Source organism: Sphingomonas sp. Leaf17 (assembly GCF_001421505.1).
In the GTDB taxonomy this organism is placed as follows: Bacteria; Pseudomonadota; Alphaproteobacteria; order Sphingomonadales; family Sphingomonadaceae; genus Sphingomonas.
On record NZ_LMKL01000001.1, the window covers coordinates 413,587 to 432,439 of the forward strand.

At 68.6% G+C, this 18,853-nt stretch carries 16 protein-coding genes and 1 riboswitch; of the genes, 10 read left to right on the forward strand and 6 right to left on the reverse strand.

Translation table 11 applies throughout. From position 1 onward, the window contains the following. The first annotated feature begins 25 nt into the window (after window positions 1–25). From ASE75_RS02025 to metE, 4 genes are all read left to right on the forward strand, one after another. Window positions 26–724 (forward strand): ABC transporter ATP-binding protein, encoded by a 699-nt coding sequence (locus tag ASE75_RS02025; protein ID WP_235512475.1) that lies wholly within the window; start codon window positions 26–28, stop codon window positions 722–724. Beyond that, complete coding sequence (locus ASE75_RS02030; protein WP_055928032.1) at window positions 721–3,216, forward strand: ABC transporter permease; 2,496 nt, start codon at window positions 721–723, stop codon at window positions 3,214–3,216. Before ASE75_RS02025 ends, ASE75_RS02030 begins: the two co-directional genes overlap by 4 nt. A 70-nt stretch (window positions 3,217–3,286) precedes the next feature. Beyond that, entirely contained in the window at window positions 3,287–3,901 is a 615-nt protein-coding gene (locus ASE75_RS02035) for a class I SAM-dependent methyltransferase (RefSeq protein WP_055928035.1), read from the forward strand. A 52-nt stretch (window positions 3,902–3,953) separates the two neighbouring features. Next, window positions 3,954–4,188, forward strand: a riboswitch (cobalamin riboswitch). 117 nt (window positions 4,189–4,305) lie between these two features. Beyond that, the gene (gene metE, locus ASE75_RS02040) at window positions 4,306–6,636 is read left to right on the forward strand and encodes a 5-methyltetrahydropteroyltriglutamate--homocysteine S-methyltransferase (RefSeq protein ID WP_055928039.1); all 2,331 of its coding nucleotides are present in this window, start codon (window positions 4,306–4,308) and stop codon (window positions 6,634–6,636) included. 61 nt (window positions 6,637–6,697) lie between these two features. On the opposite strand, the gene ASE75_RS15990 is transcribed toward metE, so the two are convergent. Both ASE75_RS15990 and ASE75_RS02050 read right to left on the reverse strand, forming a co-directional pair. Further along, window positions 6,698–7,111 (reverse strand): FecR/PupR family sigma factor regulator, encoded by a 414-nt coding sequence (locus ASE75_RS15990; protein WP_327196304.1) that lies wholly within the window; start codon window positions 7,109–7,111, stop codon window positions 6,698–6,700. A gap of 180 nt (window positions 7,112–7,291) precedes the next feature. Next, window positions 7,292–7,921, reverse strand: a complete 630-nt coding sequence (locus ASE75_RS02050) for a glutathione S-transferase (protein WP_055929244.1) — start codon at window positions 7,919–7,921, stop codon at window positions 7,292–7,294. A 154-nt stretch (window positions 7,922–8,075) separates the two neighbouring features. Between ASE75_RS02050 and ASE75_RS02055 the strand changes: the two genes are divergently transcribed. From ASE75_RS02055 to ASE75_RS02070, 4 genes are all read left to right on the forward strand, one after another. Further along, window positions 8,076–9,707, forward strand: coding sequence for a Na+/H+ antiporter (locus ASE75_RS02055; RefSeq protein ID WP_200922294.1), 1,632 nt, complete (start codon window positions 8,076–8,078; stop codon window positions 9,705–9,707). A 106-nt stretch (window positions 9,708–9,813) separates the two neighbouring features. Continuing rightward, window positions 9,814–10,236, forward strand: coding sequence for a VOC family protein (locus tag ASE75_RS02060; protein ID WP_055929251.1), 423 nt, complete (start codon window positions 9,814–9,816; stop codon window positions 10,234–10,236). Window positions 10,237–10,372: 136 nt separating this feature from the next. Continuing rightward, complete coding sequence (locus ASE75_RS02065) at window positions 10,373–10,723, forward strand: hypothetical protein (RefSeq protein WP_055928044.1); 351 nt, start codon at window positions 10,373–10,375, stop codon at window positions 10,721–10,723. 46 nt (window positions 10,724–10,769) lie between these two features. Beyond that, window positions 10,770–11,477 (forward strand): NAD-dependent deacylase, encoded by a 708-nt coding sequence (locus tag ASE75_RS02070; protein WP_055928047.1) that lies wholly within the window; start codon window positions 10,770–10,772, stop codon window positions 11,475–11,477. A gap of 265 nt (window positions 11,478–11,742) precedes the next feature. On the opposite strand, the gene era is transcribed toward ASE75_RS02070, so the two are convergent. The 3 genes from era to lepB form a co-directional block, all read right to left on the reverse strand. Beyond that, window positions 11,743–12,639 carry a GTPase Era gene (era, locus tag ASE75_RS02075; protein ID WP_055928050.1) on the reverse strand — a complete coding sequence of 299 codons (897 nt, stop codon included), beginning with the start codon at window positions 12,637–12,639 and terminating at the stop codon, window positions 11,743–11,745. Between the two features lie 238 nt (window positions 12,640–12,877). Next, window positions 12,878–13,543 (reverse strand): ribonuclease III, encoded by a 666-nt coding sequence (rnc, locus tag ASE75_RS02080; RefSeq protein WP_055929254.1) that lies wholly within the window; start codon window positions 13,541–13,543, stop codon window positions 12,878–12,880. Continuing rightward, window positions 13,540–14,343, reverse strand: coding sequence for a signal peptidase I (lepB, locus tag ASE75_RS02085; RefSeq protein ID WP_055928054.1), 804 nt, complete (start codon window positions 14,341–14,343; stop codon window positions 13,540–13,542). The genes rnc and lepB overlap by 4 nt, the downstream gene beginning before the upstream one ends. Before the next feature lie 176 nt (window positions 14,344–14,519). Here lepB and pgi point away from each other — a divergent pair, with 176 nt between their 5' ends. Together pgi and gorA are read left to right on the forward strand one after the other, a co-directional pair. Next, window positions 14,520–16,010, forward strand: a complete 1,491-nt coding sequence (pgi, locus tag ASE75_RS02090) for a glucose-6-phosphate isomerase (RefSeq protein WP_055928057.1) — start codon at window positions 14,520–14,522, stop codon at window positions 16,008–16,010. Between the two features lie 322 nt (window positions 16,011–16,332). Continuing rightward, window positions 16,333–17,679 (forward strand): glutathione-disulfide reductase, encoded by a 1,347-nt coding sequence (gorA, locus tag ASE75_RS02095; RefSeq protein WP_055928060.1) that lies wholly within the window; start codon window positions 16,333–16,335, stop codon window positions 17,677–17,679. A gap of 205 nt (window positions 17,680–17,884) precedes the next feature. Here gorA and ASE75_RS02100 read toward each other — a convergent pair whose 3' ends face one another. Continuing rightward, window positions 17,885–18,655, reverse strand: a complete 771-nt coding sequence (locus ASE75_RS02100) for an enoyl-CoA hydratase/isomerase family protein (protein WP_055928062.1) — start codon at window positions 18,653–18,655, stop codon at window positions 17,885–17,887. Window positions 18,656–18,853 lie beyond the last annotated feature (198 nt).

Sequence of the window (18,853 nt, forward strand, 5' to 3'; positions counted from 1 at the left end):
ACGCTCCAACGATTGCATCCTCATCATGGTCGATTCCGTTTCCGGCGATATGGTCATCGCCGCCCGTAATGTCACGCTGACGCTGGGGACCGGTCCGTCGCCGACCACGATCCTGAAGGGGATCGACCTGGATATCGCGCGCGGCACCAGCGTCGCGCTGCTCGGGGCCTCGGGGTCGGGCAAATCGTCGCTGATGGCGGTTCTGTCGGGACTTGAACAGGCCAGCGGCGGCAGCGTGATGGTCACCGGTCTCGATTTCGGCACCCTGGACGAGGACGCGCTGGCCCGCGCGCGGCGCGGCCGGATCGGCATCGTGCTGCAGGCCTTTCACCTGTTGCCGACGATGACCGCGCGCGAAAATGTCGCGGTGCCGATGGAACTGGCCGGCATGGCCGACGCCTTCGCGCGCGCAGACGCCGAGCTGGAATCGGTGGGCCTCGGCCACCGCCTGAATCACTATCCCTCGCAACTGTCGGGCGGCGAGCAGCAGCGCGTGGCCATCGCCCGCGCACTTGGCCCGCGCCCGGCCCTGGTCTTCGCCGACGAGCCGACCGGCAATCTTGATGCCGCCACCGGCGCGGCGGTGATGGACCTGCTGTTCGACCGGCGCGCGGCCACGGGCGCGACGCTGGTCGTCATCACCCACGACCCGTCGCTGGCCGCGCGCTGCGACCGGGTGGTGACGCTGGGCGATGGCGTGATCGTGTCGGATACGCCCTCGTGAGCGGTTGGCGGCTGGCCTGGGTGCTGGCGCGGCGTGAATTGTCACTGCGGTTCCGGGGCCTGCGGCTCCTGCTCGCCTGCCTGTTCCTCGGCGTTGGCGCGCTGGCGGTGATCGGCAGCCTGACCGACGCGATCGGCGGCGAGCTGGCCGCGCGGGGCCGCAGCCTGCTGGGCGGCGATGTCGAGTTCGCAGCATCGCAGCGCCCCGCCGACGCGGCCGAACGCGCGGCGATGGCGCGGCTCGGCACCGTGTCCGAAACCGTGCGGATGCAGGCGATGGCTGTTGGCTCCACGGGCCAGACCGTGCCGATCACGCTGAAGGGCGTCGACGCCGCCTATCCGCTCTACGGCGCGCTGACGCTGGCCGATGGCCGGACGGTGCGCGCGCCCGATGCGGCGACGGCGTGGATTGCGCCCGCGCTGTCCGAACGGCTTGCCGTCCGCCCCGGTCAGTCGATCCGCATCGGCACTGCGACCTTCCAGATCGGCGGGATCATCGCGGGCGAACCCGACCGGCTGAGCGAGGGCTTCTCGCTTGGTCCCGTTGCGATCCTCTCTCTGCCCGGCATCGCCCGCACCGGCCTGATCCAGCCCGGCAGCCTGTACGAGAGCAAATACCGCATCCACACCGCGTACACCCCCGACAGCGCGGTCGACGCGATCAAGGCCGCCTTCCCCGCCGGCGGATGGGAAACCAGGACTCGCGACCGCGCCTCCCCCGCCGCGGCGCGCTTTATAGACCGGATAGGCCAATTCCTGCTGCTGGTCGGCCTGTCCGCGCTGGTCATCGCCGGGATCGGCGTCGGCAACGGCGTGTCGTCCTATCTCGCCGCGCGCCGTCAGAGCATCGCCGCGCTCAAGGTGCTGGGCGCGACCTCGGGCCTGATCGCGCGGGTCTATATCCTCCAGATCGGCGTCGTCGCGCTGCTCGGCATCGCCGCCGGGCTGGTCGCGGGTGCGATGGCGGTGCCGCTGATCGTGACGCTCGCGGGCGATGTCCTGCCGGTGGCGCCGTCCTTCGCGGTGCAGCCGGTGCCGTTGCTGCTCGCGGCGGTCTACGGCCTGCTGATCGCGCTGGCCTTCACCGCACCCGCACTGGTCGCGGCGGGGCATGTGCCCGCCGCCGGGCTGCTGCGTGGCGGGTTCGACCGGGTGCAGGCCCCGTGGCGACGCACCGCGCCATGGGTCGGCGGCGCTGGCATGGCGATCGTCGCGCTGGCGCTGGCCACCGCGCCACAGCCGTTGCTGAGCGCGGGGTTCCTTGCTGCCGTCGCCGGCGTCCTCGCGCTGCTCGCCGGGTTCGGCTGGGTCGTGCGGAAAACCGCCGCCAGCGTCCCCCGCCCCCGCGCGCCGTTGCTGCGCCTCGCGGTCGCGGCCCTACACCGGCCGGGCGCGCGGACGGGGACTTTGGTCGTGGCGCTCGGCCTCGGTCTCACACTGTTCGTGCTGCTGGCCGGCATCCGCACCAGCATCGACGCGAACATCGCCCGGACGGTACCAGCCCGCGCGCCCGCGCTGTTCGCGCTCGACGTGCCACCCCAGCGCGAGGCGGAGTTTCGCCGTACCGTCACGGGCATCGTCCCGCAGGCGGTGGTCCGCACCGTCCCCGCGATGCGCGGCACCATCACCGGCTACGGCACCACCCGCGTCGCCGACCTGAAGGTGCTGCCCGAGGGCGCATGGGCGCTGCGCGGCGAGCGCGGCCTGACCTATTCGGCCACCCTGCCAGAGGGCAGCGAGATCGCCGCCGGCCGCTGGTGGCCGCAGGGCTATGCCGGCCCGCCCCTGGTGTCGATCGACGAGAAGCTGGCTCAGGCGCTCGACCTGAAAATCGGCGATCCGCTCCGCTACAGCCTGCTTGGTATCGAGCGAACCGCGCGGATCGCGTCGTTCCGGCGGATCAAGTGGGACACGCTGGGCTTCAACTTCGTCATGGTGTTCTCGCCCAACGCGATCCGCGACGCGCCGCACAATCTGGCCGCGACGATAGACCTTCCAAAAGGCCGCGAAGGCGCGGTGATGCGCGCGCTGCTGCCGCGCTTCCCGTCCGTGTCCGTCATCGAGGTTCGCGGCGTGATCGGCCAGATCCGCGATATCGTCAGCCAGATGGCGACCGCGATCACCGCCGCCGCCTCGGTCGCGATCCTGGCGGGCATCGCGGTGCTGATCGGCGCGCTGGCGGCGGCGCGCGAGGCACGGACCTATGACGGCGTCATCCTGCGCACGCTGGGCGCAACACGCGCGCAGGTGCTGGGCGTGCATATGCTCGAATACGCCTTCCTCAGCCTTGCACTCGCGATACTGGCGCTGGTGCTGGGCCTCGGCGGCGCATGGTACGTCGTGACCGCCCTGTTCCAGTTCGAATGGCTGCCCGACTACGCCGTCGTCTTCGCCACGCTGGCCGCCGGAGCCAGCCTGACCCTGGTCATCGGCCTGATCGGCGCCTGGCCGATCCTCTCGGCCCGCCCGGCGCGTGCCCTGCGGCAGTTGTAGGCGCGTCGGCAACTCGTCGTTAACCATCCCCTGCCACAGTCGCCTCCGACAGTTCAGGAGCATTGCCGACATGACCGTGCCCGTAAATCCTGCCGATTTCACCGGGGCGGCGAGTCCGATCGGCGACGACGAGGCCGTAAATGCGGCGTTGCGCCTGCTGGCGTCCGGCTTCACCCGACGAGACGATGTCGCCACGCTGATCCGGGCGGGTGGCGTCGGAATAGAGCTGGGCGTCGCGGCCGGTGACTTTTCCGAACGTATCCTCAACCGGTCGCAGATCAGGTATCTCTACAGTATCGATATGTGGGCCGGCGATCGGGGACACGGCGTCGACCAGTACAAGGAGGCGGTCCGCCGACTTCACCCGCACCGGGATCGCAACGCCCTGCTCCGGATGCGGTTCGACGAGGCTCTGGACCTGTTCGACGGCCAATCGCTCGATTTCATCTATGTTGACGGCTATGCCCATACCGGTGAGGAAAACGGCCGGACATTTGACGACTGGTATCCCAAGCTGAAGCATGGCGGGATTATCGCCGGCGACGATTATCACAGCGACTGGCCGCTGGTCATGGCCGCGGTCAACGAATTTATCCGCCGGAACGAACTCGTCCTCCACGTCATCCAGTGCCAGGAAAATGCATGGAACTCGATGTATCCGACATGGTTCGCGATGAAGCCGTGACCGTCATATAAAGAAATCTTTATATCTCGCTTGACCCGCCCCGGCCTTTGCGCGACGTATGCGTCGTCGAGGTTCTCCGGGCGTATCAACGCGCGGAGCTAAGACGGGAAGCCGGTGCGGCCGCAGCCTCTTTCAGGGGCGTCGGGCCAAGGCCGGCGCTGCCCCCGCAACTGTATGCGGCGAGCGGCGGCCGATACGTGTCACTGGTGGCGGAAACGCTGCCGGGAAGGCCAGGCCGACCGCACCGACCCGTGAGCCAGGAGACCTGCCCCGACAGATACCGTCCTTCCGGCGGGGTGCCCGGTCTTGGTCGTCTGTTCGTCGTCGCGTACCCCTTGCAGCGTCCGCGCGATCGCTGGCGCTCGGGCCTGGTCGTCCCGCCCCATTCATCGGGGTAATGAACAATGACCGTCACCGTCGCCACACTGGGTTTCCCGCGCATCGGCCCGCGCCGCGAACTCAAGCACGCCCTCGAACGCTATTGGGCCGGCACCACCGCGCAGGCCGATCTGCTCGCCACCGCCGCCGACCTGCGCGCCGCCAACTGGGCGCGGCAGCAGGCGCTGGGCGCGGACTGGTTGCCATCGGCCGATTTCTCGCTGTACGACCACGTCCTCGACACCAGCCTGATGCTGGGCGCCATCCCCGACCGCTATGCCGCCGCCGATGGTCAGGCCGGTCTCGACACCTATTTCGCGATGGCGCGCGGGTCGTCGCGTGGCGGGGACACGTCCTGCGCCCATGGCGCGTCGGGCACCACCGCGCTGGAAATGACCAAGTGGTTCGACACCAACTATCACTACATGGTCCCCGAACTGGTCGCGGGGCAGCGACTGGCGTTGACGTCCGAAAAGATCGTCGATGCGTACCGCGAGGCGAAGGCGCTGGGGCATGAGACGCGCCCCGTCCTGCTCGGCCCGGTCACCTGGCTGACGCTGGCCAAGGGGCGCGACGTCGATCCGTTCGATTTCCTCGATTCCGTCCTGGGCATCTACGCCGCCGTGCTGGGGCAGCTTGCCCATGCCGGCGCGCAATGGGTGCAGATCGACGAACCCTGCCTCGTCCTCGACCTCGACGATCGCCAGCGCGCGGCGCTCGAACTGGCCTATGAGCGCCTGTCGCGCGGTGGCCCCAAGCTGATGCTGACGACCTATTTCGGGCCGCTCGCCGACAATCTGTCGCTCGCGCTCGGCCTGCCGGTTGCGGGGCTGCACGTCGATCTGGTGCGCGGTGCCGACCAGCTCGACGCGGTGCTGGCCGCCGCCCCTGCCGACCTGCTGCTGTCGCTGGGCGTGATCGACGGTCGCAACGTCTGGCGCGCCGACCTGCCCGCGCTGCTCGACCGGCTGGAGCCGGTGGCGGCGACCCGCGACATCGTGCTCGCGCCGTCCTGCTCGCTGCTGCATGTGCCGGTCGACCTCGCGCTCGACACCGCGATCGACCCGGAGGTGACGCAGTGGCTGGCGTTCGCGGTGCAGAAGATCGCCGAACTCGCCACGCTGAGGCAGGCGCTGAACGACGGCCGCGACAGCGTCGCCGATACGCTCGCCGCATCCGCCACCGCCGCCGCCAACCGGCGCACCGCCGCCCGCATCCATGATCCGGCGGTCGCCGCCCGCCTCGCCGCGACCACGCCGGCGATGCGCGACCGGGGTGCGAGCCACGCCACGCGGCAGGCGGCGCAAGCCGTCGCACTCGGCCTGCCCGCCTTCCCGACCACCACGATTGGCTCCTTCCCGCAGACGGCCGAGGTCCGCCGCGCGCGCGCCGATCACGCCGCCGGCCGGATCGACGATGCCGCCTATGCCGCCTTCCTGCGCGCCGAAACCGCCCGCGCGGTCGCGTGGCAGGAGGAGGCCGGCCTCGACATGCTGGTGCACGGCGAGTTCGAGCGCAACGACATGGTCCAGTATTTCGGCGAACAGCTGTCGGGCTTCGTCTTCACCCGCGCCGGCTGGGTCCAGTCCTATGGCTCGCGCTGCGTCCGGCCGCCGATCCTGTACGGCGACGTGTCGCGGCCTGCGCCCATGACGGTCGACTGGTGGCGTTATGCACAGGGGCTGACCGACCGGCCGATGAAGGGGATGCTGACCGGCCCGGTCACGATCCTGAACTGGTCGTTCGTGCGCGACGACCAGCCACGCGAGGACAGCTGTCGCCAGATCGCGCTGGCGATCCGCGACGAGGTGCGCGACCTGGAGGCTGCCGGCGCGCGCGCGATCCAGATCGACGAGGCGGCACTCCGCGAGGGGCTGCCGCTGAGTCACCGCGACTGGCAGGCGTATCTCGACTGGGCGGTCGACTGTTTCCGGCTGTGCGCCGCCGGGGTCGGCCATGCGACCCAGATCCACACCCACATGTGCTATTCGGAGTTCAACGCCATCCTGCCGTCGATCGGCGCGATGGATGCCGACGTCATCTCGATCGAAACCGCCCGGTCGCAGATGGAACTGCTCGCCGCGTTCGCCGGCTATCGCTACCCAAGCGCGGTTGGTCCGGGCGTCTACGACATCCATTCGGCGCGCGTGCCGGGGGTCGAGGAAATGGTCCGGCTGCTGACGCTGGCGCAGGCGCATCTGTCGCCCGACCAGATCTGGGTGAACCCCGATTGCGGGCTGAAGACGCGGCGGTGGGCGGAGGTGCGCCCCGCGATCGCGGCGATGGTGGAGGCTGCGCGGACCCTGCGCGGCCGGACGGCGAAGGCGACATGGCAACCCGCCGAAACGGTCGCCTGAACACCGAACGGGGGCCGGCCACGCGGTCGGCTCCCGTTTCAGAACGCCGCCAGGGCCGGATTTACCCCGCGCGGGTCGTGGTGTCGGTCCGGTCCACGGCCCGATCCATGGCCCGATCCATGGCGACCGGTCGCGCAGAGCCAGTACCGATCAGCCCGACCGCCGCCGCCGCGACCGCCATCGCCACGGCGGCGGCGGCGGCGACCACGGCGAAGCGGGGGCGATCGGTCGCCAACCGCCGCCGCACCGCCGCCCGCACCGCCTGAACCGCCGGATCGTCCCGGTCGCCGCAGTCCCGCTCCAGCCCGGTCGACGCCCGCGAAATGGTCTTCCACGCGCGCGCATGACGGGGGTCGGCGGCCTCCCACCGGGCGAAGGCCAGCCGATCTTCCGGTGTCACGTCCTCGACATGGAGCCGCGCATACCAGTCCGCCGCAGCCATCGTCACCGCCGTATCGTCCGCTGCGGGGGTCACGCGATCGGCCGCACGAGGGGATTTGGTAACCGTCATGATGATGGATTCAGCCGCGCTGGGATGGTGGGGCCACGATCGAGCGCCACGGGTCGGGCGTGCGTGTCTGAAGAGCGGGGAGAACGACGGGCCGTCGCATCCGTTCCGCATCGCCCCGTCCTTGTCGACCTCGCCCCGCCCGCATCAATCCGCCGGAAACAGCCGGGGCGCGTCGCCGGGTTGCCATGGCGGCACGCGGACCATGATCCGGGCGAAGGCGTCGGACGCCACGAACCGGGCGAGCCAGCCCTGTACGCCCGCCAGCGCCTGCGCGCCGAACCACGCCGGGTCGACCCCGGCGAACTGCCGCACGAACGGCAGGATGGCCGCATCGGCCAGCCCCGGCCGGTCACCGCCCAGATGTGGCGCCCCGCGCAACCGGTCGTCGACCGGCGCGAGCAGGTCCAGCGCCGCCTGCCGATGGACCACCGCGTCGACGCCGTACCGGTCGGCATATTTATACCGGTCGAGGTGATGCTTGAACGCGCCATCGTTCGCCGCGACCGCCGCCGGATCGTCGCACCGCAGCCAGCCCGCCGGATCGCCCTGCGCCAGCGCCCAGCGCATGATCGCCAGGCTCTGGTCGATCACATATCCATCGGGCAGCACCAGCACCGGCACCGTCGCCTTGGGGGACGCCGCCAGCATCGCCGCGGGCTTGGCGCGCAGGACGACCTCGCGCCATTCCACGCGCACGCCGCTCGCCAGCACGGCCAGTCGCGCGCGCATCGCATAGGGGCACCGACGAAACGAATAGAGGACCGGAAGCGTCATGGCCGGTCCCCTATCAAATCCGGTCCGGCTTCGCGCGGTCGATGCACGATGCGACGAGCCATGATTGCGCGAAAAACCGGCCCCGCCGGTCGACGGATCGACCCCCGCCATGCAAATACCCCCGCCTGCCCACCGGACCGGAGACACGAACGCCTTGGAATCCCTCTCGATCGTCCTCGTCCTGTTGCTGGCCGTCGTCGTCAGCGGGGCCGTCTCGCGCATGTTGCCGGTCGGCGTGCCGACACCGCTGGTGCAGATCGCGCTTGGCGCGGGTCTGGGCCTCGCCGCCGACCTGCGCGTCGAACTTGATCCCGAACTGTTCCTGCTGCTGTTCCTGCCGCCGCTGCTGTTCCTCGACGGGTGGCGGATCCCGAAGGACGAGTTGCTCAAGGACGTGTCGACGGTCGTTGAACTGGCGCTCGGGCTTGTCCTGCTCACGGTGGTGGGCATGGGCCTGTTCATCCACTGGATGATCCCGGCGATGCCGCTGGCGGTCGCCTTCGCGCTCGCCGCCGTCGTCTCCCCGACCGACCCGATCGCGGTGTCGGCCATCGCCGCGCGCGTGCCGATCCCCAAGCGGATGATGCACATCCTGGAGGGCGAATCGCTGCTCAACGACGCATCCGGCCTTGTCTGCCTGCGGTTTGCGATCGCGGCGGCGCTGACCGGCAGTTTCTCGCTGGCGCAGGCCGGGCTGACCTTTGCCTGGCTGGCGATCGGCGGGCTGCTGGTCGGCATTGCCGTCACGCTGACCATCACCCGGATCAAGGCGTGGGTGTCGCGCCGCTTCGGCGAGGATACGGGGTCGCAGATCCTCATCAGCCTGCTGATCCCGTTCGCCGCCTATATCCTGGCCGAACACCTCCGCTGTTCAGGCATCCTCGCGGCGGTCGCCGCTGGCGTGACGATGACCTATGCCGAGATTTCGCGGCAGGCGCTGGCCGCCACCCGGATGCGCCGCAATTCGGTGTGGGACACGATCCAGTTCGCGCTGAACGGCATCATCTTCGTGCTGCTCGGCGAACAGCTGCCCGCGATCCTGCTGGTCGCCAGGGACACGGTCAAGCTGACCAACCACGTCAGTCCGTGGTGGCTGGGTGTCTATGTGCTGGCGATCACCGCCGCGCTCGCGCTGCTGCGCTTCGTCTGGGTGTGGGTGTCGTTCCGCCTGACCCTGCTGCGCGGGCGGGAAGATATACCCCTGCGCCGCCCCGACCTGCGGCTGGTCGGGGCGATGTCGTTCGCCGGCGTGCGCGGCGCGATCACGCTGGCGGGCGTGCTGACGATCCCGCTGACACTGGCCGACGGCACGCCGTTTCCCGCGCGCGACCTGGCCATCGCGCTGGCCGCCGGCGTCATCATCGTGTCGCTGGTCGCCGCCAGCATCGGCCTGCCGCTGCTGCTGCGCGGGCTGACCATGCCGGCCGAACCGTCGCGACAGGCGGAGGAGGATCAGGCGCGCATCGCCACCGCCCGCGCCGGTATCCAGGCGGTCGAGCGGGCGCAGCACGACCGCGCGGAGCGCCGCGACGACGCCGACATGGTCGAGGCCGCCGCCGCCCGGATCACCGACCTGTACCGCGAACGCATCGAAAGCCGGAACCCCGACGGCAGCGCCCGCACCGCCCGCCGCCACGACCAGATCGAGCGCGACCTGCGCCTCGCCGGCGTCCGCGCCGAACGCAACGCCCTGTTCGCCATGCTGCGCGACCGCCAGATCGGCAGCGCGATCGCCCAGAAAATGATCCGCGAACTCGATCTGCTGGAGACGCGGTACCGGGGGTGAGGGGTGCGATCGTCGACCCATGGGGATGACGGAAAACGCCGAAGCGCGCATGATCGGCAACACCGGCCGAATCGGCCGCCGCCGTCATGCCGCGAGGAGCACGTCGATGCCCAAGAGGATCTTCATCAACCTGCCGGTCGCCGACGTCGCTGCATCGACGGCCTTTTACGAAGCGATCGGCTTCGAAAGGAACGACCGGTTCAGCAACGAGCAGGCATCCTCGATGGTCTGGTCGGATTCGATCCACGTCATGCTGCTCGCCAAGCCCTTTTTCGCAACATTCACCGAAAAGACGATCGTCAATGCGACGACGAGCACAACCGGACATTATGCGCTGTCATTCGACAGTCGCGACGCGGTGGATGCGATCGCATCGGCGGCGGTCGCAGCGGGCGGACGAGAGGTGCACGGGCCTCAGGATCTGGGGTTCATGTACAGCCGGGCCTTCGAGGATCCCGATGGTCACGGCTTCGGCCCGTTCTGGATGGACCCTGCTGCCGCGCATGGCGGCCCGCCGGACCAGGGCTAAGGCGATACCCCGCCGAAACAACGTCCGGCCACCCACCCCATCCTCTCATCCGACACCATCGTCATCCTCGCCGGGGCGGGCATTTCAGCCTGGTGGCGGACGTTGACATGGTTCGATTGTTTCAGTCTGATGCGGCATGGCCGGGGGACTGAATTCCAAGCGCAAGAAGCGCACGATAGCGGGCGCCGTGACGGTGGATGGCGTGGCACTCGACTGGACATTGGTCAGCGAGCCACAGTGGAGCAACAGCGGCGATGGCTACAAGGGGTTGTGTATCGCGGTAAGGGTAGCCGCCGAGGCTCGCCGGGAACTTGTGATCGAATATCCTTATCCCACCGACCGCGATGGCCGTCCGCTGCCCGTGCCACAGCGTCCGACCGTGACCCCGAAACTGGTCGAGAAGGACATACGGTTAGCCCTCGAAGAAGGCTGGGATCTTTCGTCTCGTGGAAAAGCGTTCATCTTTTACCCCGGGAACGCCCGCTAACCCACCGCCACTTCCGTGCGATCCGCAAATCCACTAACCCTCCCCAATGCGTGACATCGAAAATATCGTCGTCCTCACCGGGGCCGGCATTTCCGCCGAAAGCGGTCTTGCGACCTTCCGGGGACCGGACGGGTTGTGGGAGGGGCACCGGGTCGAGGACGTGTGCACGCCTGAGGCGTTGGCGGCCAATCCGGCGCTGGTTCACCGCTTCTACGACGCCCGGCGCGCGGCGCTGGCGCAGGTTCGGCCGAACGCCGCGCATGACGCGCTGGCCCGGCTCGACCGCGTCTGGACGGGCGACCTGCTGATCGTCACGCAGAATGTCGACGATCTGCACGAGCGCGCCGGGGCCACGCGGATGCTGCACATGCACGGCGAATTGCTGTCGGCGCTGTGCGCGGCGTGCGGCACGCGGATGCCGTGGGCGGGCGACATGCACGACCGGCTGACCTGTCCCGCCTGCGCGGCCCCGGCGCTGCGGCCCGACATCGTGTTCTTCGGCGAAATGCCGTACCAGATGGAGCGGATCGACGCCGCCATCGCGACGTGCGACCTGTTCGTGTCGATCGGCACGTCGGGCGCGGTCTATCCGGCGGCGGGGTTCGTGCGGACCGCGCGGCATCATGGCGCGGCGACGCTGGAACTGAACCTCGATCCCTCGGCCAGCAGTATCTATTTCGACCGCACCCGGATCGGCCCGGCCGGCACGCTGGTGCCGGCGTGGGTGAATGAGATGCTGGGCGGAATAGCGTGACATGCCCCCCGTCATTGCGAGCACAAGCGAAGCAATCCAGAGCCACGGGCAAGACGCCCTGGATTGCTTCGCTTGTGCTCGCAATGACGGGTAAGGCGGATAAGCGCTGGCAATGTTGGAAATCGCGCGGCAGACCCATTGACTATGACGCCCGCGCCAGCCCTTTACCGCTCCACCAACGCCCGCATCACCCATCCCCGTCCCGAAGTTGACGAAACGACACCGTCTCTGATGCAGGTCGTCAACTTCGCGCCCGCAAACGCCCTCAGTCGACCCAGTCCAGCCCGATATCGCGGAACACCTGACGGTCCTCGTCCCAGCCGGGCTTCACCTTCACATGCAGGTACAGGTGCACCGGCCGGTCCATCAGCGCGGTCAGCTGCGCCCGCGCGCGCGCGCCGATTTCGCGGATCCGCGCGCCGCCCTTGCCCAGGATGATCGCGCGCTGGGTCGGCCGCTCGACCAGGATCTGCTGGTGGATCTCGACCGATCCGTCCTGCCGCTCGGCATAGGATTCGGTTTCGACCGTGCTGGCATAAGGCAGTTCGGCGTGCAGTTGCAGATAGATCTGCTCGCGCGTCACTTCGGCGGCCATGCTGCGTTCGGTCGCGTCGGACACCTGATCCTCGGGATAGTGCCACGGGCCGACCGGCATCTGGTCGGCCAGCGCGCGCTTCAGCTCGGGCAGGCCGTCGCCGGTGTGCGCGCTGACGAACCACGTCTCGACGAACGGGACCAGCGCGTTCAGCCGCTCGGCATGGAGCAGCAATTTGGCCTTGTCGGCCAGGTCGACCTTGTTCAGGATCAGGTGCTTCGGCTCGGGCCGGTCCTTCAGCGACTCGGCGATGTCGGTGACCTTCGCGCCAAGCCCGCCCTTGGCATCGACCACCAGCGCCAGCACATCGGCCCCTTCCGCCCCGCCCCACGCGGCGGCGACCATGGCGCGGTCCAGCCGGCGCTTCGGCTCGAAGATACCGGGCGTATCGACCAGCAGCAACTGGGTGTCGCCCTCGATCGCGACACCCATCAGGCGGACCCGCGTCGTCTGCGCCTTGGGACTGACGATCGCCACCTTCTGGCCGACCAGCGCGTTGACGAGGGTGGACTTGCCAGCGTTGGGCGCACCGACGATCGCGACAAGGCCGCATTTCTGTTCGTTCATGGGCAAAGGCGATGGCGGATTATGGGGGGAAGGACAAGGGTGCGGGGGGTGTGGGCAGCCTCCCGTTCGTCCTGAGTAGGGGCTGAGCGCAGTCGAAGCCCCGTATCGAAGGACAGGTTGGGACGGACAGGCCGCCCATACTCCCCATCCTTCGATACGCCGTATCGATACGCGGCTGCGCCGCTACTCAACGGCTACTCAGGACGAACGGGGTGAAGGAACCCGGAAGCTGGAGGAACTACCCCTCCAGCTTCGCCAGCAGCGCCTTCGCCGCCGCCGTCTCCGCCTCCTGCTTGCTCGCCCCCGTCGCCTGCGCCTCGGCCTGCTTGCCGATCGTCACCGCGACCGTGAAGCGTGGCGCATGATGCGGGCCCGACCGTTCGATGATCGCATATTCGGGCGGGCGGCGGTTGTGCGACGCTGCCCATTCCTGCAACGCCGACTTGGGATGCTGCGGGGCCTTGCCGCCCTTCTTCACCCGGTCGCCCCAGCGCGCGCGGACGAAGGCGCGGGCCGCGTCCAGCCCCGCCTCGCGGTACCACGCGCCGATCAGCGCCTCCATCACGTCACCCAGCACATTGTCGCTGTTCGACGCGCCGTCGTCGCGCGCCTGCTTGCCCAGCCGCAGGTGCACCGGCACGCCGACCTCGCGCGCGATCTCGGCACAGACCGCCCCGGTGACCAGCGCGTTGAAGCGTTTGGACAACTGCCCCTCCGGCTCGTCGCCGAACGTCTCGTACAGCCATTCGGCGACGATCAACCCCAGCACCCGGTCGCCCAGAAACTCCAGCCGTTCATAGGTCTCGACCGCCTGGCTGCCATGCGTCAGCGCGCGGGCATAGGGGGCAAGGTCGGCGGGCGTCCGGCCGAACAGGCCGGTCAGCCATGTCGAAAGATCGCTCAGAACCCCTCTCCGATCCGGCTCCACCGCGCGGCACTGAACCACGTCCACGGCAACAGCCCCGCGCTGCCGTCGGTCGAGAAGAAATTGACGACCGCCTTGCCCTCCAGATGGTCCATCGGCACCATGCCCATGCCGGCGGGCGGCGCGAACCGGCTGTCGCCGCTGTCGTCGCGGTTGTCACCCATCACGAATACATGTCCCGCCGGCACGGTATAGATTTCGGTGTCGTCGCGGTCGGGCAGCTCGGCCTGATCGAGCACGAAATAGCTGCGCCCGTTCGGCAACGTCTCCCGGAACCGCGGATAGCGGCAGATGGCGACGCCCGCAGCATCCACGTCCTGAAACGGCGCGACGCACAATTTGGCATCAAAATTGGGGGTGAGCGGCAGGGTGAAATCGGCGACCCGCTGTTTCGGAATGGCCTTGCCGTTCAGGAACACCTGCCCCTGCCGCATCTGCACCGTATCGCCGGGCAGGCCGATCACCCGCTTGATGACGTCATGGTCCTGCACGACGGGCGCGCGGAACACGACCACGTCGCCCGGCGTCGGGTCGCGCCCCAAAATCCGGCCGGGGATCAGCGGCACCCCCCAGGGCAGCGACCAGCGCGAATAGCCGTAATTCCATTTCGACACGAACAGGTAGTCGCCGATCAGCAGGCGCGGCAGCATCGATTCGGACGGGATGCTGAACGGCGCGAACACGAAGCTGCGCAGGACGAAGATGAACAGCGCCAGCTTCAGCAGGAAGCGCAGAGTTTCCGACGTCTCGGACCGGGCGGGCGATTTGGATCTGGCCATGATCGCGCGGTTTGCTGGGGCGCGGGTCCGGCGTCAAGCAGGGGCTGAAATGCGCCCGATCGTGCCGGCCCTGTGCAACATTGTTACGAGCCGACGTGTTGACGCCTGCGTAAAGTGGCAATTCCCTGCCCGCCTCGCTAACGCGCGAGCGGAACGCCTTCCCCGGAGACACGCGCATGACCGCCGACTGGACCGCCATCGAAGCCCTGCCCGCCACCAAGCTGGTCGACCTGTTCGACCAGGACAGCAATCGCCTGTCGATGCTCAGCCTCGACGTCGCGGGCATCCATTTCGACTGGTCGAAGACGCATCTGACGAAGGACGCCGTGACCGCGTTCGAGGCGCTGGCCAAGGCGCAGGGGCTGGCGGCCAAGCGCGAGGCGCTGTTCTCCGGCGCGCACATCAACGTGACCGAGGATCGCGCGGTCGAACACACCGCCGAACGCGGTGAGGGCGCACCCGACAGCGTGGCCCGCGCGCGCGCCTTCCATCAGCGGATGCGCACGCTGATCGACGCGATCGAGGCCGAGGCGCTTGGGCCGATCCGCCACATCCTGCACGTCGGCATCGGCGGATCGGCGCTTGGCCCCGACCTGCTGATCGACGCGCTGGGTCGCGAGGACAAACGCTACGACGTGGCGATCGTCGCCAATATCGACGGCGTCGCGCTGGAGGATGCGTTCGCGCGCTTCGATCCCGCCGCCACGTTGCTGGTGGTCGCGTCCAAGACCTTCACCACGACCGAGACGATCCTGAACGCGACGTCGGCGCTGCAATGGATGACCGAGCACGGCGTCGAGGATCCGTATGGCAAGGTCATCGCGCTGACCGCCGCGCCCGACAAGGCAGTCGAATGGGGCGTCGACGAAACCCGCGTCCTGCCTTTTTCCGAAAGCGTCGGCGGGCGCTATTCGCTCTGGTCGTCGATCGGTTTCCCGGCCGCCTTGGCGCTCGGCTGGGACGCGTTCGAGGAACTGCTGGAGGGTGCGGGCGAAATGGATCGCCATTTCCGCCTGACCGCGCTGCACGAGAACGCGCCCGCGCTCGCCGCCTTCGCCGACCTTTACTATACGCAGGTTCGGCACGCCGAGACGCGCGCGACCTTCGCCTATGACCAGCGGCTGAAGCTGCTGCCGAGCTATCTGCAACAGCTGGAAATGGAATCGAACGGCAAGGGCGTGACCGTCGACGGCGATCCCGTCGGTCGCCCGACCGCGCCGATCACCTGGGGCGGCGTCGGGACCGAGGCGCAGCACGCGGTGTTCCAGCTGCTGCATCAGGGCACGCACCTGGTCCCCGTCGAGTTCGTCGCGGTGATCGAGGGCGGCGACACGCTGGCCGAGGAGCATCACCGCCAGCTGCTGCTGAACGCGTTCGCGCAAGGCGCGGCGCTGATGAAGGGCAAGCAGGTCAGCGATCCGGCGCGCAGCTATACCGGCGACCGCCCGTCGTCGACCTTGCTGCTCGACCAGCTTGACCCCCGCACGCTGGGCGCGCTCATCGCCTTCTACGAACAGCGCACCTTCGTCAGCGCGGTCCTGCTCGGCATCAACGCGTTCGACCAGTTCGGCGTCGAGCTGGGCAAGGAAATGGCCAAGGCGGCGGGCGAAGGCGGCCAGTCCTTCGACCCGTCCACCGAGGATCTGATCGCCCGCGCCTTCGGGTAGGAGCTTTTCCGCTTCCCACCCCAGGCACTTCCCCGGCGAAGGCCGGGGTCCATTCGGGGTCCATTTGGGAGACGTTGCGTAACGACGGACATAGCGCCGTTACATCTGCATTCCCAATTGGACCCCGGCCTCCGCCGGGGAGGTAACTAGAGACGCATCCTCCACGTTTCCCCGCGCAGGCGGGAGAACAGACAAAGCTTACGTCAGCTTCCCATCCGATCACACTGATCGAAGCCCCGGCCTTGTCCCGCCCCGCCCCCTGCCCCAAATGGCGCACCTATGACGGGGCACCATGACCCCACCGACACCGGGATAGCGACACATGACCTATGACTATGACCTGTTCGTCATCGGTGCCGGCTCCGGCGGCACCCGCGCGGCGCGCGTCTCTGCCGCGTACGGCGCGCGTGTTGCGGTGGCGGAGGAATACCGGGTCGGCGGCACCTGCGTCATTCGCGGCTGCGTGCCCAAGAAGCTGCTCATCTATGGCGCGCATTTCGCCGAGGATCTGAAGGACGCCAAGCGGTTCGGCTGGAACGTGCCCGAACAGCCCGATTTCAGCTGGTCCGTCCTGCGCGACAATGTGATGGAGGAGGTCGACCGGATCAATGGGGCCTACACCAACACCCTGAACAGCAACGGCGTCGACATCATCCTGTCGCGCGCGGTCGTCACCGGCCCCAACGAGGTCACGCTGAGCGACGGGCGGAAAGTCACCGCCGAGCGCATCCTGATCGCGGTCGGCGCGCATCCCGCCATCCCCGACTGCCCGGGGGCCGAACACGGCATCACCTCGAACGAGGTGTTCCATCTCGACACCATCCCGAAGCGGATCCTGATCGCCGGTGCCGGCTATATCGCCAACGAGTTCGCCGGCATCTTTCACCAGTTCGGCGCGCACGTCATCCTCATCAACCGGACCGACGTGATCCTGCGCGGCTATGACGAGAGCATCCGCGACCGCCTGCTCCAGATCTCGATGACCAAGGGGCTGGAGTTCCGCTTCAACGCCGGGTTCGAGGGGATCGACAAGGGCGAGGACGGGTGCCTGACCGTCCGCATGAAGGGGCATGAGCCGGCGGTCGTCGACATGGTGATGTTCGCCACCGGCCGCATCCCCAACACCACCGGCCTGGGGCTGGACAGCGCCGGCGTCGAACTGGACGCGAACGGCGCGGTCATCGTCAACGAAGACAACCAGTCGACCTGCCCCAGCATCTATGCTGTCGGCGACGTGACCAACCGGGTGCAGCTCACGCCCGTGGCGATCCGCGAGGGACAGGCGTTCGCCGACAACACCTATGGCGGCAAGTCGGTGCGGGTCGATTACGACAACATCCCCGCCGCCGTCTTCAGCCACCCGCCGATGGCCGGCGTCGGCATGACCGAGGCGCAGGCGCGCCAGACGCTGGGGTCGGTGAAGGTCTATACCAGCGACTTCCGCCCGATGAAGAACGTGCTGGCGGGGCGCAACGAACGCGCGTTGTACAAGATGATCTGCGACGGCGACACCGACCGGATCGTCGGCCTGCACATGATCGGCCCCGACGTGCCCGAAATCCTCCAGGCCGCCGCCATCGCGGTCAAGGCGCGGCTGACCAAGGCCGATTTCGACGCGACCATCGCGCTGCACCCGACGATGGCCGAGGAACTGGTGCTGATGCGGTGAGGGGAAGCCCCCTCACCCGTTCATCCTGAGCAGGGGCTTGAGCGAAGGCAAAGCCCGTCCTGAGCGCCTGCCTTGGCAGGCAGTCGAAGGAACCCGTATCGAAGGACAGGCCCAGCGCAACAACCTGTCCTTCGATACGCCGCTTCGACAAGCTCGGCAGCTATTCAGGACGAACGGACTGTGCGGCAGCACCCCAAATCCCCCCTCACCGCCCGACGAACCGCCCCGGCCGCCGTTCCGCTACCGCGCGCACCCCTTCGGCAAAATCCTCGGTCGTCTGCAACCACGCCTGCTCCGCCAGTTCGTGGTCGGTCTGCGCCAGCACCAGCGCGTGCAGGTCGCCACGCATCGTCGCGCGCGTCGACCCCACCGCCAGTGGCGCGCCGGCCGCGATCTCGCGCGCCAGCCCCAACGCGGTATCGTATAGCGCATCCGCGTCCACGACCGCGTCGGCCAGCCCCCAGGCCGCCGCCTCATCGCCACGGATCCGCCGCGCGGTCAGCGCCATCAGCAGCGCGCGCTGCCGGCCGATCACGCGCTCCAGCACCGCCGAAATGCCAAAGCCGGGGTGGAAGCCGATCTGCACGAAGTTCGCCACGAAGCGCGCCGCCGGCGTCGCCACGCGAAAATCGGCGACCAGCGCCAGTCCGAGGCCCGCCCCCACCGCCGCGCCCTGTACGGCCGCCACCACCGGCGTCTTCACCGCGAACAGCCGCGCGGCGGCGACATAGAAGGGGTTGCGCGCGCCCGGCACCACGCCGTCCTCCACCGGGTTCGCGTTGACCAGATCGGCCCCCGCGCAGAACACCCGCCCCTCCGACCGCAGCAGGATCGCGCGCACCGCCGGGTCGGCATCGGCCGCATCGAACGCCGCGCCGATCGCCGCGATCATCGCCAGCGTCGCGTGATTGTGGGCCGGGTTCGCAAAGGTGACGATCGCCACATGCCCGTCGATCATGGTGGTAACGCTGTGCATGGCGGCTCCCGGTTCGTTCCCGCCACCCGGCGGGGGTCGCCGCCGACCCTGCCGAAAAGCCCGACGCCCGGAAAGCGGCAAAACCGTTGCAGGCGAGCAACGCTGCTCATCAAAGTGACAGGATGCCGCATTTTCGGGCTTGGCGCGCGGCCATGGAACCGGTTACGCAGACTCCATGGAAACGGTTACACACGCAAC

What these genes read in the sequence shown, in the direction of transcription:
- ASE75_RS02070 (WP_055928047.1), top strand. Translation starts at nt 10,770, where the DNA reads ATGCGTGACATCGAAAATATCGTCGTCCTCACCGGGGCCGGCATTTCC.
- ASE75_RS02060 (WP_055929251.1), top strand. Translation starts at nt 9,814, where the DNA reads ATGCCCAAGAGGATCTTCATCAACCTGCCGGTCGCCGACGTCGCTGCA.
- lepB (WP_055928054.1), bottom strand. Translation starts at nt 14,343, where the DNA reads ATGGCCAGATCCAAATCGCCCGCCCGGTCCGAGACGTCGGAAACTCTG.
- ASE75_RS02050 (WP_055929244.1), bottom strand. Translation starts at nt 7,921, where the DNA reads ATGACGCTTCCGGTCCTCTATTCGTTTCGTCGGTGCCCCTATGCGATG.
- ASE75_RS02035 (WP_055928035.1), top strand. Translation starts at nt 3,287, where the DNA reads ATGACCGTGCCCGTAAATCCTGCCGATTTCACCGGGGCGGCGAGTCCG.
- ASE75_RS02100 (WP_055928062.1), bottom strand. Translation starts at nt 18,655, where the DNA reads ATGCACAGCGTTACCACCATGATCGACGGGCATGTGGCGATCGTCACC.
- ASE75_RS02065 (WP_055928044.1), top strand. Translation starts at nt 10,373, where the DNA reads ATGGCCGGGGGACTGAATTCCAAGCGCAAGAAGCGCACGATAGCGGGC.
- era (WP_055928050.1), bottom strand. Translation starts at nt 12,639, where the DNA reads ATGAACGAACAGAAATGCGGCCTTGTCGCGATCGTCGGTGCGCCCAAC.
- pgi (WP_055928057.1), top strand. Translation starts at nt 14,520, where the DNA reads ATGACCGCCGACTGGACCGCCATCGAAGCCCTGCCCGCCACCAAGCTG.
- ASE75_RS02025 (WP_235512475.1), top strand. Translation starts at nt 26, where the DNA reads ATGGTCGATTCCGTTTCCGGCGATATGGTCATCGCCGCCCGTAATGTC.
- gorA (WP_055928060.1), top strand. Translation starts at nt 16,333, where the DNA reads ATGACCTATGACTATGACCTGTTCGTCATCGGTGCCGGCTCCGGCGGC.
- metE (WP_055928039.1), top strand. Translation starts at nt 4,306, where the DNA reads ATGACCGTCACCGTCGCCACACTGGGTTTCCCGCGCATCGGCCCGCGC.